This is a genomic window from Citrobacter sp. wls710 (assembly GCF_005281115.1).
Classification (GTDB): domain Bacteria; phylum Pseudomonadota; class Gammaproteobacteria; order Enterobacterales; family Enterobacteriaceae; genus Citrobacter; species Citrobacter werkmanii.
Map to the genome: position 1 here is coordinate 18,386 of NZ_SZXD01000032.1, position 15,639 is coordinate 34,024.

Below are 15,639 nucleotides of genomic sequence, written 5' to 3' on the forward strand. Positions count from 1 at the left end.
ATGAGATTGCCAGACTTGTTAGTCATTGTGCGGCTATCTTCTGTCATTTTCGGGTAAAAGACAAAATATACCTTCAATATGCGATTGTCACCCTTTCCGCGCCGTAAAAACGCTACCGGGGATAGCAAAGGCGCACATTATAACTATTTCGTAGCAATTGGCAGCTAAATACTGGTCTTATCAGGGAAGATAATCAACCGTTAACATGTAAAGAAAATCGGATCGTCCGTGTTTTGCAACGCACTGCACATATCGTGAAACTACCGCCACCACTGGCGAAACTTCTTGTAACGGCAGGCTAACAGCAGCGCAGCGAGTGCGGCATAAATAATCGGTTGAGGGGAGATAATTTTAACCGACCACAGATAATGTATGGGTGCCAGGATCGCCACAAGATAGACGAAGTTGTGCAGAAATTGCCAATTCTTACCCAGCTTTCGCTGTGCAGATTGCGTGGACGTTAAGGTGAGAGCAAATAATATGACCCAACTGACAATGCCCAACATCAAATACGGTCGCGAGATTAATTCCCGCCCCAACAACGCCAGATTATGAATACCCAATTCCAGTAACGCGTAGCTGGTTAAATGCAGCGTCGCCCAGGCGAAACACCATAGCCCTAACAGGCGACGAATGCGTATCAATAATGGCTGTTTAGCGTAGCGCGCGAGGGGAGAGACCAGCAAGGTCGCCAGTAAGAATTTCAGAGCTGTCCTACCGGTAAAGTGCTGGATATCTTTGACCGGATCGGCGCTCAAACCGCCATGATTTACCGCCCAAAAGAGCCAGATGAACGGCAAAAAGCCGGCAAGATGCAGGCAAACTTTCAGCCCGGTAATGTGCTTTGCAGTCAGACGCACTTAAAAATTCTCCTGCAGATTAAGGCCACGATACAGGGAAGCTACCTCTTCGGCGTAACCGTTAAACAGCTGTGTGGGTTGACGCTGTACATCCAGAATACCGCCAGCGCCAATAAAGCGTTCGGTGGCCTGGGACCAGCGGGGGTGATCGACATGCGGATTCACGTTGGCATAAAACCCATATTCATTGGGCGCGGCCAGGTTCCAGGTTGTCGGCGGGCGTTCGCGGGTTAATTTGATACTCACGATCGACTTTATGCCCTTAAATCCGTATTTCCACGGCACAATTAAGCGGATGGGGGCGCCATTTTGCGGCGGAAGGGCCTTACCATAAACCCCTACGGTAAGCAGAGTGAGTGGATGCATCGCTTCATCCAGGCGTAACCCTTCAACATAGGGATACTTCAGCCCGCCGCCAATAAAACGATCTTTCTGTCCTGGCATTTCATCCGGCGCGTAGCGCGTTTCGAAAGCGACATATTTTGCGTTGCTGGTGGGTTCAACCTGCGCCAGCAGTTTATGTAATGGAAAGCCAATCCACGGCACCACCATTGACCAGGCTTCCACGCAGCGCATCCGATAAATCCGCTCCTCCAATGGGAAACGGGTGGTCAGCGCATCATGATCGAGAGTGAGTGGTTTTGCGACTTCGCCAGTGATTTTCAAGGTCCACGGATCGGTTTTCAGACTGCCGGCGTTGGCCGCTGGATCCGCTTTGTCGAGACCAAACTCATAGAAGTTGTTGTAGCCAGAAACCTTATCCGCTGGCGTTAAAGGAAGCGAATTTTGCCAGGCGGTGGGCTTGCTGAAATTAAGCGGCTTACCCGCAGGTGCCGGAGGGCGGTCATTACCCTTAAACCAGCTAAGAAGGTCGGCCTGCGCAGAGAGGGGCAAAGATAACGCGGCTGCGCTGATCCCTAATGCTTGCAGTACCTGACGGCGCTGCATAAAAAAAGCCGACTCGGCGGTGACGTCGGCTTCTGTAAATGGACGTAATTTCTTCATAACAGACTCCCGGCTTACGCATCATGACAGACAGGGGATGCGTAGTTAATATGGCAGGGAGTCTCTATATATGCCGCGAAATTTCGTTAGTTAAGTGTAAATTTCTGCGCTGGTGCCTGTTATTTCACCTTCACCAGGGTACGGCCTTGCACCTGGTTATTGATGATGGCATCGGCGAACTTCGGCGCATCCGCCAGCGTAATCTCCGTGGCGGCCTGAGCATAGAACGATTCCGGCAGATCTTTAACTAAACGCGCCCAGGCTTCCGCGCGGCGTGCCGGCGGGGTCATCACCGAGTCCACCCCTTGCAGACGAACGTTACGCAGAATGAATGGCATAACGGTGGTCGGCAGCGCGAAACCGCCTGCCAGGCCGCAGGCAGCTACGCAGCCACCGTAGTTCATCTGTGCCAGGACTTTCGCCAGCACTTTATCGCCAACGGTATCAATTGCACCGGCCCACAGTTGTTTTTCCAACGGGCGAGATTCAGCAAACTCATCGCGGCCAAGAATACGGTTAGCGCCCAGGCTCTTCAGGTAGTCGTGGGTGCTTTCGCGGCCTGATACTGCCGCAACCTGATAGCCCAGCTTATGCAGTAATGCAACGGCAGTGCTGCCCACGCCGCCGCTGGCGCCAGTGACGACAATCTCACCGTCTTGTGGGCGAATACCTGCATCTTCAAGCGCCATGACGCACAGCATAGCGGTAAAGCCGGCGGTGCCGATGACCATCGCTTTACGCCCGTCCAGCCCTTGCGGCAGCGCTACCAGCCAGTCGCCTTTGACGCGCGCACGTTCCGCCAGCCCGCCCCAATGGTTTTCACCTACACCCCAGCCGGTCAGTAAAACTTCCTGACCTGTATGAAAACGGGGATCTTCGCTGGCGCGAACGGTTCCGGCGAAATCAATGCCAGGAATCATCGGAAAGTTGCGAATGATTTTACCCTTGCCGGTGATAGCAAGGGCGTCTTTATAGTTCAGGCTCGACCAGTGGACATCCACCGTTACATCGCCTTCCGGGAGCTGGTTTTCGTCGAGGGGTTGAACGGATGCGAGGGTTTTTCCGTCCTGCTGTTCTAAGATCAAAGCCTGCATAACCTGTCCTCAATTCATATAGTGGATTGGAAAATTGTTAATGAAGACTATACTCGCTAATCAAAACATGATGCCGATTCTGCGCAATAAATTGCCAGATATACCTGATTTGGTAGTATGCCCCCACAGTTTGCATAAATTGGCGGATTTTGCGTTCAGTTTTGCATTTTCGAGTCGCTTTATCTCTTTTACACCTGTTTCATAACTGTCGGAGTTAACACAAGGATGCGATTAACGACGAAATTCTCAGCTTTTGTCACGCTGCTTACTGGGTTAACGATCTTTGTGACTCTGATTGGCTGCTCGCTGAGTTTCTACAACGCTATTCAATATAAGTTCACTACGCGAGTGCAGGCGGTGGCGACGGCGATTGATACACATCTTGTCTCCCACGATTTCGTTTCGCTGACACCGCAAATCGATGAACTGATGGTTTCTGTTGATATCGTGCGTATCGAGTTGCTGCAAGGGGAGCATACAGTGTATGACCACTCCCGAACCAGCAGCTACCGCCCGGCAGGAACGAACAACCTCTACCGCGACATCACCGTACCGTTGGTCAAGCATCCGGGAATGTCAGTGCGACTGGTTTATCAGGATCCGATGGGCAACTATTTCCACTCGCTCCTGACTACCGCGCCGCTCACGCTGGCCATTGCATTTATTATTCTGATGCTCTTTTTGTCGGTACGCTGGCTTCAGCGTCAGCTTTCAGGCCAGGAGCTACTGGAGATTCGTTCCACGCGTATTCTGAACGGTGAACGCGGGCCGAATGTTCGAGGAACGGTCTATGAATGGCCAGCGCGCACCAGCAGTGCGCTCGATATGTTGCTGACTGAAATTCAAAATGCCCGCGAGCAACGCAGTCGACTGGACACCCTGATTCGTTCCTATGTTGCGCAGGATACAAAAACCGGGCTGAGTAACCGTCTGTTTTTTGATAACCAATTGGCCACGCTGCTGGAAGATCAGGAAAAGGTAGGATCGCATGGCGTCGTGATGATGGTGCGTCTGCCGGACTTTACTCTGCTGCGAGATAGCTGGGGAATCACCCAGGCGGAAGAGCAAATTTCAACGCTAATCAATTTGTTGTCGACGTTTATGACGCGTTATCCGGGGGCATTGCTGGCGCGCTACCACCGTAGCGATTTTGCCATCCTGCTGCCACATCGCACGCTGAAAGAAGCCGAAAGTATCGCCGGGCAATTATTAAAAGCGGTCGATGCGCTTCCGACTAATAAAATGATCGATCGTGCCGATATGGTTCATATTGGCATTTGCGTTTGCCGCAGTGGGCAGTCGACGGAACAGGTGATGGATCATGCTGAGGCCGCCACCCGGAATTCGGTCCTGCAGGGTGGGAACAGCTGGTCGGTCTATGATGACTCCCTGCCGGAAAAAGGCCGGGGCAACGTGCGTTGGCGAACACTGATTGAACAGATGCTCAGCCGGGGCGGGCCGAGAATATATCAAAAACCTGCGGTAACGCGTGAAGGACGGGTACACCACCGAGAACTGATGTGTCGTATTTTTGATGGCAGCGAAGAGGTTATCTCAGCGGAATATATGCCGATGGTGCTGCAATTTGGCCTGGCTGAAGAGTATGACCGTTTGCAGTTAAGCCGTCTGATCCTGCTTTTGGGCTACTGGCCGCAGGAAAGCCTGGCGATGCAGATAACGGTTGAATCGCTAATTCGCCCACGTTTTCAGCGCTGGTTGCGTGATACGTTGATGCAGTGCGAAAAATCACTACGCAAACGCATAATTATTGAACTTGCTGAGGCAGATGTCTGTCAACATATCAGCCGATTACAGCCCGTCATCCGATTGATGGATGCGCTAGGGGTACGAATCGCCGTTACGCAGGCCGGTTTAACGCTGGTGAGCACCAGTTGGATTAAAGAGCTTAACGTTGAGTTATTGAAGCTGCATCCAAGCCTGGTGAGGAATATTGATAAGCGAACCGAAAACCAACTGTTGGTTCAAAGCCTGGCGGAGGCCTGTTCAGGCACGCCAACGCAGGTTTACGCCACGGGCGTTCGTTCGCGTAGCGAGTGGCATACGCTCACGGAACGCGGAGTTGCTGGTGGGCAAGGGGATTTTTTTGCCGCATCACAGCCACTTGACACTAACGTGAAAAAATATTCGCAAAGATATTCGGTTTAACCTGCCGTTTAATTCGTTTTCACGTAGAATAACGCGCGCTGTGCCTTCTGGGGGTGTGCTTGTCTGCTCGCCAGGTTGTAACAGCAAACATGCAGGTGAATGACCTTTGACAGGTTGCAAACAAAAGCGAGGAATGCTGCTGATTTTTTCAGCCCTGATGGACTCAGGCCGGTTTTGTAACAAAGGAAACGAACTGCACTAATTTTCACCGTAGCAGATGATTTTTGCGCCTTGTCGCTGCTGCGTGTGGTTGGTAAAGTAAGCGGATTTTGTTTTCCGCCCCAGCTTTCAGGATTATCCCTTAGTATGTTGAAAAAATTTCGTGGCATGTTTTCCAATGACCTGTCCATTGACCTGGGTACCGCGAATACCCTTATTTATGTAAAAGGACAAGGCATCGTATTGAATGAGCCTTCTGTTGTGGCCATTCGTCAGGATCGTGCCGGTTCGCCGAAAAGCGTGGCTGCAGTAGGTCATGATGCGAAGCAGATGCTGGGTCGTACACCGGGCAATATCGCTGCAATTCGCCCAATGAAAGACGGCGTTATCGCTGACTTCTTCGTGACTGAAAAAATGCTCCAGCACTTTATCAAACAAGTGCACAGCAATAGCTTCATGCGCCCAAGCCCGCGCGTACTGGTGTGTGTACCGGTTGGCGCAACCCAGGTTGAACGCCGTGCGATCCGTGAATCCGCCCAGGGTGCAGGTGCCCGTGAAGTCTTTTTGATCGAAGAGCCGATGGCGGCCGCGATCGGTGCGGGTTTGCCAGTTTCTGAAGCAACCGGTTCAATGGTTGTGGATATCGGTGGTGGTACCACTGAAGTTGCCGTTATCTCCCTGAACGGTGTGGTTTACTCTTCTTCCGTACGTATTGGTGGTGACCGTTTCGACGAAGCCATCATTAATTACGTTCGTCGTAACTACGGTTCTCTGATCGGTGAAGCCACCGCAGAACGTATTAAACACGAAATCGGTTCCGCTTATCCGGGCGACGAAGTCCGCGAGATCGAAGTTCGCGGCCGTAACCTGGCTGAGGGTGTTCCACGCGGCTTTACCCTGAACTCCAACGAGATTCTGGAAGCGCTGCAGGAACCGCTGACCGGTATCGTGAGCGCGGTAATGGTTGCACTGGAACAGTGCCCGCCAGAGCTGGCTTCAGACATCTCCGAGCGCGGTATGGTGCTGACCGGTGGCGGTGCGCTGCTGCGTAACCTTGACCGTCTGTTAATGGAAGAAACCGGTATTCCAGTTGTTGTTGCTGAAGATCCGCTGACCTGCGTGGCGCGCGGTGGTGGCAAAGCACTGGAAATGATCGATATGCACGGCGGCGACCTGTTCAGCGAAGAGTAATCGGACGCAGGTAGGGTGACCCGCGGGTTGCCCTTCCGCTCTGATACGAGAATACGCATAGACTATGAAGCCAATTTTTAGCCGTGGCCCGTCGCTACAGATTCGCCTTATTCTGGCGGTGCTGGTGGCGCTCGGCGTTATTATTGCCGACAGCCGCCTGGGTACGTTTAGTCAAATCCGAACGTACATGGATACCGCCGTCAGTCCTTTCTACTTTATCTCTAATGGTCCTCGTGAATTACTCGACGGCGTGTCGCAAACGCTGGCTTCGCGTGACCAACTCGAACTTGAAAACCGGGCGCTGCGTCAGGAACTGCTGCTGAAAAATAGCGAGCTGCTGATGCTGGGGCAATATAAACAGGAGAACGCGCGTTTGCGCGAGCTGCTGGGATCGCCATTGCGTCAGGACGAACAAAAGATGGTGACGCAGGTCATCTCAACGGTTAATGACCCTTACAGCGATCAGGTCGTGATCGACAAAGGGAGCGTTAACGGCGTCTACGAAGGTCAGCCAGTTATTAGCGACAAAGGTGTAGTGGGTCAGGTCGTTGCGGTAGCAAAACTGACCAGCCGCGTGCTGCTGATTTGCGATGCGACACATGCTCTGCCAATCCAGGTTCTGCGTAACGATATTCGCGTCATTGCTGCGGGCAACGGTTGTACGGACGATCTTCAGCTCGAACATCTGCCGGCGAACACCGATATTCGCGTTGGCGATGTGCTGGTGACTTCCGGTTTGGGTGGACGCTTCCCGGAAGGTTATCCGGTTGCTGTTGTTTCTTCCGTTAAGCTGGACACTCAGCGTGCTTATACCGTCATTCAGGCACGTCCGACCGCGGGTTTGCAGCGTTTGCGCTATCTGCTGCTGTTGTGGGGAGCCGATCGTAACGGCGCCAATCCGATGACGCCGGAAGAAGTACACCGTGTTGCCAATGAACGTTTGATGCAAATGATGCCGCAAGTTCTGCCTGCGCCAGATGCTATGGGGCCGCCAGCGCCAGTACCGGCACCTGCGACAGGCGTCACTACAGCGCCTACGGACACCACGCCGCCACAACCTGCTCCGCGTAAGCCGGGAGGACAGTAAGTGGCAAGCTATCGTAGCCAGGGGCGTTGGGTTATTTGGCTTTCGTTCCTTATTGCACTGTTGCTGCAAGTTATGCCCTGGCCGGATGACATTCTTGTTTTCCGGCCAAACTGGGTGCTGCTCATCTTGTTGTATTGGATTCTGGCGCTGCCGCATCGCGTCAATGTGGGCACAGGGTTCGTGGTGGGTGCCATACTGGATCTCATTAGCGGTTCCACGCTTGGCGTGCGGGCCTTGTCGATGAGTATCATTGCCTATCTGGTTGCACTGAAATTCCAGCTATTCCGCAACCTCGCGCTCTGGCAACAGGCGCTGGTGGTCGTGTTGTTATCACTGGTCGTGGATATTATTGTTTTCTGGGCCGAGTTTTTAGTGATCAATGTCTCTTTCAGACCCGAAGTGTTCTGGAGTAGTGTAGTGAATGGTGTGCTCTGGCCATGGCTATTCTTACTGATGCGTAAAATCCGTCAGCAGTTTGCGGTGCAATAAGGTTGATATGAATACTCTGTATCTTGCTTCAGGTTCTCCACGTCGTCAGGAACTGCTCGCTCAACTTGGTGTTACGTTTGAACGGCTGATTCCTGGGATTGAAGAACAGCGGCACCCGCAGGAAAGCGCGCAGCAGTACGTTTCTCGTCTGGCGCGCGAAAAAGCGCAGGCTGGCGTTGCGCTGGCGCAGCGCGATTTGCCGGTATTGGGTGCGGATACCATTGTTATTCTTAACGGCGAAGTGTTGGAAAAACCGCACGACGCCGCCCATGCCGCCGCAATGCTGCGTAAACTGTCGGGCAACACGCATCAGGTCATGACCGCCGTGGCATTAGCCGATCGCCAGCACAGTCTGGACTGTCTGGTAGTGACGGAAGTGACGTTCAGAGCACTCACCGATGAGGACATCGCGGGTTATGTTGCCAGCGGTGAACCAATGGATAAAGCAGGTGCATACGGTATTCAAGGGTTGGGTGGCTGTTTTGTCAGGAAGATAAATGGCAGCTATCACGCCGTAGTCGGCTTACCGCTGGTAGAAACGTATGAGTTGCTGACCAATTTTAACGCACTGCGTGAGCAAAGGGATAAACATGACGGCTGAATTGTTGGTAAACGTAACGCCATCGGAAACACGGGTGGCTTACATTGATGGCGGTATTCTGCAGGAAATTCATATTGAACGTGAGGCGCGACGTGGAATCGTAGGCAATATCTACAAAGGTCGTGTAAGTCGTGTGCTTCCGGGTATGCAGGCGGCTTTTGTAGATATTGGACTGGATAAAGCCGCATTTCTTCACGCTTCAGACATCATGCCGCATACCGAATGCGTGGCCGGTGAAGAACAAAAACAGTTCACCGTACGCGACATTTCTGAACTGGTTCGCCAGGGCCAGGATTTGATGGTGCAGGTGGTAAAAGATCCACTGGGAACTAAGGGCGCCCGCCTGACGACGGACATTACGCTGCCTTCCCGTTATCTTGTATTTATGCCGGGTGCATCGCACGTTGGCGTTTCCCAACGTATCGAAAGCGAAACCGAACGCGAACGCCTGAAAAAAGTGGTTGCCGATTACTGTGATGAGCAGGGCGGATTTATCATTCGTACGGCGGCGGAAGGCGTATGCGAAGAGGATCTGGCCTCGGATGCTGCCTACCTGAAGCGCGTCTGGACGAAAGTCATGGAGCGCAAAAAACGCCCGCAAACGCGCTATCAGATGTATGGCGAACTGGCGCTGGCGCAGCGCGTTTTGCGTGATTTTGCCGATGCCCAGCTTGATCGGATCCGCGTCGACTCTCGCCTGACCTATGAGGCGTTGCTGGAATTTACGGCGGAGTACATTCCCGAGATGACCAGCAAGCTGGAGCATTACAGCGGACGTCAGCCCATTTTCGATCTCTTTGATGTTGAGAATGAAATCCAGCGCGCGCTTGAACGCAAAGTTGAGCTGAAATCCGGCGGCTATTTGATCATCGATCAAACCGAAGCGATGACCACCGTGGATATCAATACCGGCGCGTTTGTTGGACATCGTAATCTCGACGACACTATTTTTAATACTAATATTGAAGCAACGCAGGCCATTGCGCGTCAGCTGCGTTTGCGTAATCTGGGCGGCATTATCATTATCGATTTTATCGACATGAATAATGAAGACCATCGGCGCCGGGTGTTGCACTCTCTGGAGCAGGCTCTGAGCAAGGACCGCGTAAAAACCAGTATTAACGGTTTTTCACAGCTGGGCCTGGTAGAGATGACGCGCAAGCGTACGCGTGAAAGCGTGGAGCATGTGCTGTGCAATGAGTGCCCTACCTGCCATGGACGCGGTACCGTGAAAACGGTGGAAACAGTATGCTATGAAATCATGCGCGAAATTGTCCGCGTACACCATGCATACGACTCCGATCGCTTCCTGGTTTATGCATCTCCGGCAGTGGCGGAAACCCTGAAAGGCGAAGAGTCGCATGCGCTGGCAGAAGTCGAAATCTTTGTGGGTAAACAGGTCAAAGTCCAGGTTGAACCGCTCTATAACCAGGAGCAGTTCGACGTCGTAATGATGTAATTGAGTAGTAGCACCAGCGCATGTAGGCCGGATAAGGCGCAAGCGCAGCCATCCGGCAATATACACTCAAGGGGTGTGAGTCACATTTTTTTGCAGACAAGGAGAGGCGCGTGAGGCGATTGCCGGGGATATTACTGCTCACTGGAGCCGCATTCGTTGTCATTGCAGCGCTGCTGGTCAGTGGACTACGCCTTGCGCTACCTCATCTTGATAGCTGGCGTCCGGCCATTCTCAGTAAGATTGAATCCGCGACCGGTCTGCCCGTTTCTGCCAGCCAACTTTCCGCCAACTGGCAAAATTTCGGCCCTACGCTTGAGGCGCGTGATATCCACGCGCAGCTCAAAGACGGCGGTGAGTTTTCGGTAAAACGCGTCACGTTAGCGCTGGATGTCTGGCAAAGTTTGTTGCACATGCGCTGGCAGTTTCGCGATCTCACCTTCTGGCAACTGCAGTTGCGCACCAATACCCCCATCCAGAGTAGTGAAAGCGGAGATGGAATTGAAGCGGGTCACCTCAGCGATCTCTTCCTGCGTCAGTTTGATCATTTCGATCTCCGCGACAGTCAAATTAGCTTTTTAACCCTCTCAGGCCAGCGCGCGGAACTGGCGATTCCTCAGCTTACCTGGCTGAACGGTAAAAACCGGCATCGTGCTGAGGGTCAGGTCAGTCTTTCCAGTCTGACTGGGCAGCATGGCGTTATGCAGGTGCGCATGGATCTGCGCGACGATAATGGGCTATTGAATAATGGTCGGGTCTGGTTGCAGGCCGACGACATTGACGTCAAACCGTGGCTGGGCAAATGGATGCAGGATAATGTCGCGCTGCAAACCGCGCGTTTTAGCCTGGAAGCATGGATGACGATCAATAAAGGCGTCGTCTCCGGGGGGGATGTCTGGCTGAAAAAAGGCGGTGCCAGCTGGCTGGGTGAAAACCGCACGCATACGCTCTCTGTTGATAACCTGACGGCGCACATCAGCCGGGAACAACCGGGCTGGCAATTCTCTATTCCCGATACCCGTATCACCATGGATGATAAACCCTGGCCGAGCGGGGCGTTAACGCTGGCCTGGATCCCGGAGCAGGAAGTCGGTGGTGAGAATAACAAGCGCAGCGACGAGCTTCGTATTCGTGCCAGTAATCTGGAACTGGCTGGATTAGAAGGGTTGCGCCCGATGGCCTCAAGGTTATCGCCTGCGCTGGGTGATATTTGGCGCGCCACGCAGCCGAGCGGCAAAATAGATGTGTTGGCGCTGGATATCCCGTTACAGGCGACAGAAAAAACCCGCTTTCAGTCTGCATGGACCAATTTGGCCTGGAAACAGTGGAAGCTGTTACCGGGAGCTGAGCATTTCTCTGGTACGCTGGCGGGCAGCGTGGAAAATGGTGCGCTTACTGCCTCCATCAAGCAAGCCCGCATGCCGTATGAGACTGTCTTCCGCGCACCATTGGAAATAGAAAACGGCGTGGCGACGCTAAGCTGGCTGAAAAATGATAAAGGTTTTCAGTTAGATGGGCGCAACATTGATGTCAAAGCGAAAGCGGTACATGCGCGCGGAGGTTTTCGCTATCTGCAACCGACCGGTGACGAGCCATGGTTAGGCATTCTGGCGGGGATCAGTACTGATGACGGCTCTCAGGCCTGGCGCTACTTCCCGGAAAATCTGATGGGCAAAGAGCTGGTTGACTACCTCAGCGGCGCGATTCAGGGTGGCGAAGCGGATAATGCCACGCTGGTGTATGGCGGCAACCCGCATTTGTTCCCGTATCTGCACAATGAAGGGCAATTTCAGGTCCTGGTGCCGCTACGCAATGCTAAATTCGCCTTCCAGCCCGACTGGCCTGCGTTGACTGACCTCAATATTGAACTGAACTTCATTAACGACGGTCTGTGGATGAAAACGGATGGCGTTAATTTAGGCGGCGTAAAAGCCAGTAACCTGACGGCCAATATTCCCGACTATGCAAAAGAAAAGCTGCTGATTGATGCCGACATCAACGGGCCGGGCAAAGCGGTTGGACCTTATTTTGATGATACGCCGCTAAAAGATTCTCTTGGCGCCACGCTTGAACAGTTGCAGATTGATGGCGATGTGAATGCTCGCTTACATCTCGATATCCCGTTGGATGGCTCGCTGGTTACGGCCAAAGGTGACGTCAATCTGCGTAATAACAGTCTGTTTATTAAACCGCTCGACAGCACGTTGAAGAATTTGACCGGTAAATTCAGCTTTGTGAACGGCGATCTGCAGAGCGAGCCGATGACGGCAAACTGGTTTAATCAGCCGCTGAACGTCGACTTTTCCACTACCGAAGGGGCTAAAGCCTATCAGGTGGCGGTGAATCTGCAAGGCGACTGGCAGCCAAACCGTATGGGGATTTTGCCGCCGCAGGTGAACGATGCGTTAAGCGGCAGTATGGCGTGGAATGGCAAGGTGGGCATCAATCTTCCGTACCATGCCGGGGCGACCTACGACATTGCGTTAAAGAGTGACCTGAAGAATGTAAGTAGTCACTTACCCGCTCCACTGAATAAGGCGGCCGGCGAGGCTCTGCCGGTAAACGTGAAGGCCAACGGCAATCTGCGTAGCTTTGATCTCACCGGCAATGCAGGGAGCAAGAATCACTTTAACAGTCACTGGCTGCTGAATCAGAAGCTGACCCTTGACCGCGCTATCTGGACGTCGGAAAGCCGCACCGTGCCCGCATTACCCGATCAGCAAGGCATTGAACTCAATCTTCCCCCTATGGATGGCGCGCAATGGCTGGCATTGTTCCAGAAAGGCGCTGCGGATAACGTTGGCTCGAACGCCAACTTCCCACAGCGTATCACGGTACGTACGCCATCGTTGTCTCTGGGGGGGCAGCAGTGGAATAATTTGAGTATTGTGTCTGAGCCTTCGGGCAGCGGTTCCAGCGTGCAGGCGCAGGGGCGTGAGATTAACGCCACGCTGGCTATGCGCAATAACGCCCCGTGGCTGGCGAACATTAAATATCTTTATTACAACCCGAGCGCTGCAAAGACGTCTCCCGGTACAGCGCCAGCGTCGCCTTTCTCTACCATCAATAACGTCAGCTTCCGTGGCTGGCCGGATGTTCAGCTCCGCTGTGCAGAGTGTTGGCTGTGGGGACAGAAATATGGACGTATTGATGCCGATGTGGCGATCAAAGGCGATACGCTCACGTTGAGCAACGGTCTGTTGGATACCGGCTTTGCCAGACTGACAGCCGACGGCGAATGGGTGAATGTGCCGGGTAAAGAGCGTACGTCACTGAAGGGAAAACTGAACGGCAAAAAAATTGACTCTGCCGCCGGTTTCTTTGGCGTATCGACGCCGATTCGTAACTCTTCATTCAATGTGGAGTACGACCTGCACTGGCGTAATCCACCGTGGGATCCGGATGAAGCGTCGCTGAATGGGATTTTGCGCACCCGGTTGGGCAAAGGTGAACTTACCGAACTTAGTACCGGACATGCGGGGCAGCTGTTACGCTTGTTAAGCTTTGACGCGTTGCTACGTAAACTGCGCTTTGATTTTAGCGATACCTTCAGTGAAGGCTTCTATTTCGACTCTATTCGCAGCACGGCGTGGATTAAAGATGGCGTGATGCATACCGACGACACGCTGGTGGACGGTCTGGAAGCCGACATCGCGATGAAAGGCTCGGTGAATCTGGTACGCCGTGAACTGGATATGGAAGCGGTTGTCGCACCTGAAATTTCTGCCACCGTTGGGGTTGCCGCCGCGTTCGCCGTTAACCCGATTGTCGGCGCGGCGGTGTTTGCCGCCAGTAAGGTTCTGGGACCGCTGTGGAGTAAAGTTTCGATTCTGCGTTACCGTATCACCGGTCCGGTTGATAAGCCGCAGATTAACGAAGTTCTGCGTCAGCCGCGCAAAGAAAGCCAGCAATGATTTGACGGGGGCAAGTAATTGCCCCAATCTCAGTACATAGTATTGCCGGATGGAGCAGCGCTTATCCGGCCTACAGTAGCCTAACAACGTAGGCCGGATAAGGCGTTTTTGCCGCCATCCGGCAGAATTAAATGAGTAACCAAAACGATGAGTCTGAACCTGGTAAGTGAACAATTGCTAGCGGCGAATGGCCTGAAACATCAGGATCTGTTTGCCATCCTGGGCCAACTGGCCGAACGCCGTCTTGATTACGGCGATCTCTATTTTCAGTCGAGCTATCACGAATCCTGGGTTTTAGAAGACCGCATCATTAAAGATGGTTCTTACAATATCGATCAGGGTGTTGGCGTGCGTGCCATCAGCGGCGAAAAAACGGGGTTTGCCTATGCAGACCAGATTAGCCTGCTGGCGCTGGAGCAAAGTGCGCATGCTGCCCGGACTATTGTGCGCGACAGCGGCGATGGCAAAGTAAAAACGCTGGGTGCGGTAGAGCATCAGGCGCTTTACACTTCGGTCGATCCGTTACAGAGCATGAGCCGCGAAGAGAAGCTGGATATTCTGCGTCGCGTTGACAGCGTTGCGCGTGCTGCCGACAAGCGCGTTCAGGAAGTAACCGCCAGCCTGACCGGTGTTTATGAGCTGATTCTGGTGGCGGCGACCGACGGTACGTTGGCCGCGGATGTCCGTCCACTGGTGCGTTTGTCGGTCAGCGTACAGGTCGAAGAAGACGGTAAACGTGAGCGCGGCGCGAGCGGTGGCGGCGGTCGCTTTGGCTATGACTATTTCCTTGGCGATCTTGATGGTGACGTTCGTGCCGACGCGTGGGCGAAAGAGGCTGTACGCATGGCGCTGGTCAATCTCTCGGCGGTAGCTGCGCCGGCCGGTACGTTACCGGTGGTACTCGGCGCTGGCTGGCCTGGCGTTCTGCTGCACGAAGCGGTCGGTCATGGTCTGGAAGGCGACTTTAACCGCCGTGGCACCTCGGTATTTAGCGGCCATATGGGTGAACTGGTCGCGTCAGAACTGTGTACCGTTGTGGATGATGGCACCATGGCGGACCGTCGTGGTTCCGTAGCTATTGATGACGAAGGTACGCCGGGCCAGTATAACGTGCTGATCGAAAACGGTATTCTGAAAGGCTACATGCAGGACAAACTGAATGCGCGCCTGATGGGCGTGGCACCTACGGGGAACGGACGCCGTGAATCTTACGCGCATCTGCCGATGCCGCGTATGACCAACACCTATATGTTGCCAGGGAAGTCTACGCCGCAGGAAATTATCGAATCTGTCGAATACGGTATTTATGCGCCTAACTTTGGCGGCGGCCAGGTGGATATCACCTCCGGGAAATTTGTGTTTTCGACGTCCGAAGCGTATCTGATTGAAAACGGTAAAGTGACCAAACCGGTGAAAGGCGCGACGCTGATTGGCTCCGGTATCGAAGCGATGCAGCAAATTTCGATGGTGGGTAACGATCTGAAACTGGATAACGGCGTAGGCGTTTGTGGGAAAGAAGGCCAGAGCCTGCCGGTTGGCGTGGGTCAGCCGACGCTGAAGGTCGATAATTTGACGGTCGGCGGCACCGCATAACATCATGATCCAGGCCCGATAAGC

Annotated in this window: 12 protein-coding genes; 8 read left to right on the forward strand and 4 right to left on the reverse strand. The window is 53.4% G+C overall.

From position 1 onward, the window contains the following. Positions 1 to 260 precede the first annotated feature (260 nt). The 3 genes from msrQ to acuI all read right to left on the reverse strand — a co-directional run bounded on the left by msrQ (position 261) and on the right by acuI (position 2,959). Positions 261 to 860 carry a protein-methionine-sulfoxide reductase heme-binding subunit MsrQ gene (gene msrQ, locus FDX14_RS13665; protein ID WP_137349689.1) on the reverse strand — a complete coding sequence of 200 codons (600 nt, stop codon included), beginning with the start codon at positions 858 to 860 and terminating at the stop codon, positions 261 to 263. Further along, the gene (msrP, locus tag FDX14_RS13670; RefSeq protein WP_042311348.1) at positions 861 to 1,865 is read right to left on the reverse strand and encodes a protein-methionine-sulfoxide reductase catalytic subunit MsrP; all 1,005 of its coding nucleotides are present in this window, start codon (positions 1,863 to 1,865) and stop codon (positions 861 to 863) included. A 119-nt stretch (positions 1,866 to 1,984) separates the two neighbouring features. Then, the gene (gene acuI / locus FDX14_RS13675; protein WP_042311346.1) at positions 1,985 to 2,959 is read right to left on the reverse strand and encodes an acrylyl-CoA reductase (NADPH); all 975 of its coding nucleotides are present in this window, start codon (positions 2,957 to 2,959) and stop codon (positions 1,985 to 1,987) included. Positions 2,960 to 3,184: 225 nt separating this feature from the next. Here acuI and csrD point away from each other — a divergent pair, with 225 nt between their 5' ends. Next, positions 3,185 to 5,125 (forward strand): RNase E specificity factor CsrD, encoded by a 1,941-nt coding sequence (gene csrD, locus FDX14_RS13680; protein WP_137349690.1) that lies wholly within the window; start codon positions 3,185 to 3,187, stop codon positions 5,123 to 5,125. Between the two features lie 8 nt (positions 5,126 to 5,133). Here the strand turns inward: csrD and FDX14_RS25190 are convergent, their stop codons facing one another. Further along, on the reverse strand, positions 5,134 to 5,454 hold the full coding sequence (locus FDX14_RS25190; RefSeq protein WP_154050627.1) for a hypothetical protein: 321 nt from the start codon (positions 5,452 to 5,454) through the stop codon (positions 5,134 to 5,136). On the opposite strand from FDX14_RS25190, the gene mreB reads away from it, so the two are divergent. The 7 genes from mreB to tldD all read left to right on the forward strand — a co-directional run bounded on the left by mreB (position 5,432) and on the right by tldD (position 15,615). Next, the gene (gene mreB / locus FDX14_RS13685) at positions 5,432 to 6,475 is read left to right on the forward strand and encodes a rod shape-determining protein MreB (RefSeq protein WP_000913396.1); all 1,044 of its coding nucleotides are present in this window, start codon (positions 5,432 to 5,434) and stop codon (positions 6,473 to 6,475) included. The genes FDX14_RS25190 and mreB overlap by 23 nt on opposite strands. A gap of 64 nt (positions 6,476 to 6,539) precedes the next feature. Further along, on the forward strand, positions 6,540 to 7,562 hold the full coding sequence (gene mreC / locus FDX14_RS13690; RefSeq protein WP_042311343.1) for a rod shape-determining protein MreC: 1,023 nt from the start codon (positions 6,540 to 6,542) through the stop codon (positions 7,560 to 7,562). Then, positions 7,563 to 8,051 carry a rod shape-determining protein MreD gene (mreD, locus tag FDX14_RS13695; RefSeq protein WP_038634362.1) on the forward strand — a complete coding sequence of 163 codons (489 nt, stop codon included), beginning with the start codon at positions 7,563 to 7,565 and terminating at the stop codon, positions 8,049 to 8,051. A gap of 7 nt (positions 8,052 to 8,058) precedes the next feature. Continuing rightward, entirely contained in the window at positions 8,059 to 8,652 is a 594-nt protein-coding gene (locus FDX14_RS13700; protein ID WP_042311341.1) for a Maf family protein, read from the forward strand. Next, positions 8,642 to 10,111 (forward strand): ribonuclease G, encoded by a 1,470-nt coding sequence (gene rng, locus FDX14_RS13705; RefSeq protein ID WP_003828822.1) that lies wholly within the window; start codon positions 8,642 to 8,644, stop codon positions 10,109 to 10,111. Before FDX14_RS13700 ends, rng begins: the two co-directional genes overlap by 11 nt. Positions 10,112 to 10,221: 110 nt before the next feature. After that, positions 10,222 to 14,022 (forward strand): AsmA2 domain-containing protein YhdP, encoded by a 3,801-nt coding sequence (gene yhdP, locus FDX14_RS13710; protein WP_137349691.1) that lies wholly within the window; start codon positions 10,222 to 10,224, stop codon positions 14,020 to 14,022. Positions 14,023 to 14,169: 147 nt separating this feature from the next. Next, positions 14,170 to 15,615: a metalloprotease TldD gene (gene tldD, locus FDX14_RS13715; RefSeq protein ID WP_032940819.1), complete on the forward strand. Its 1,446-nt coding sequence runs from the start codon at positions 14,170 to 14,172 to the stop codon at positions 15,613 to 15,615. The last annotated feature ends 24 nt before the right edge of the window (positions 15,616 to 15,639 follow it).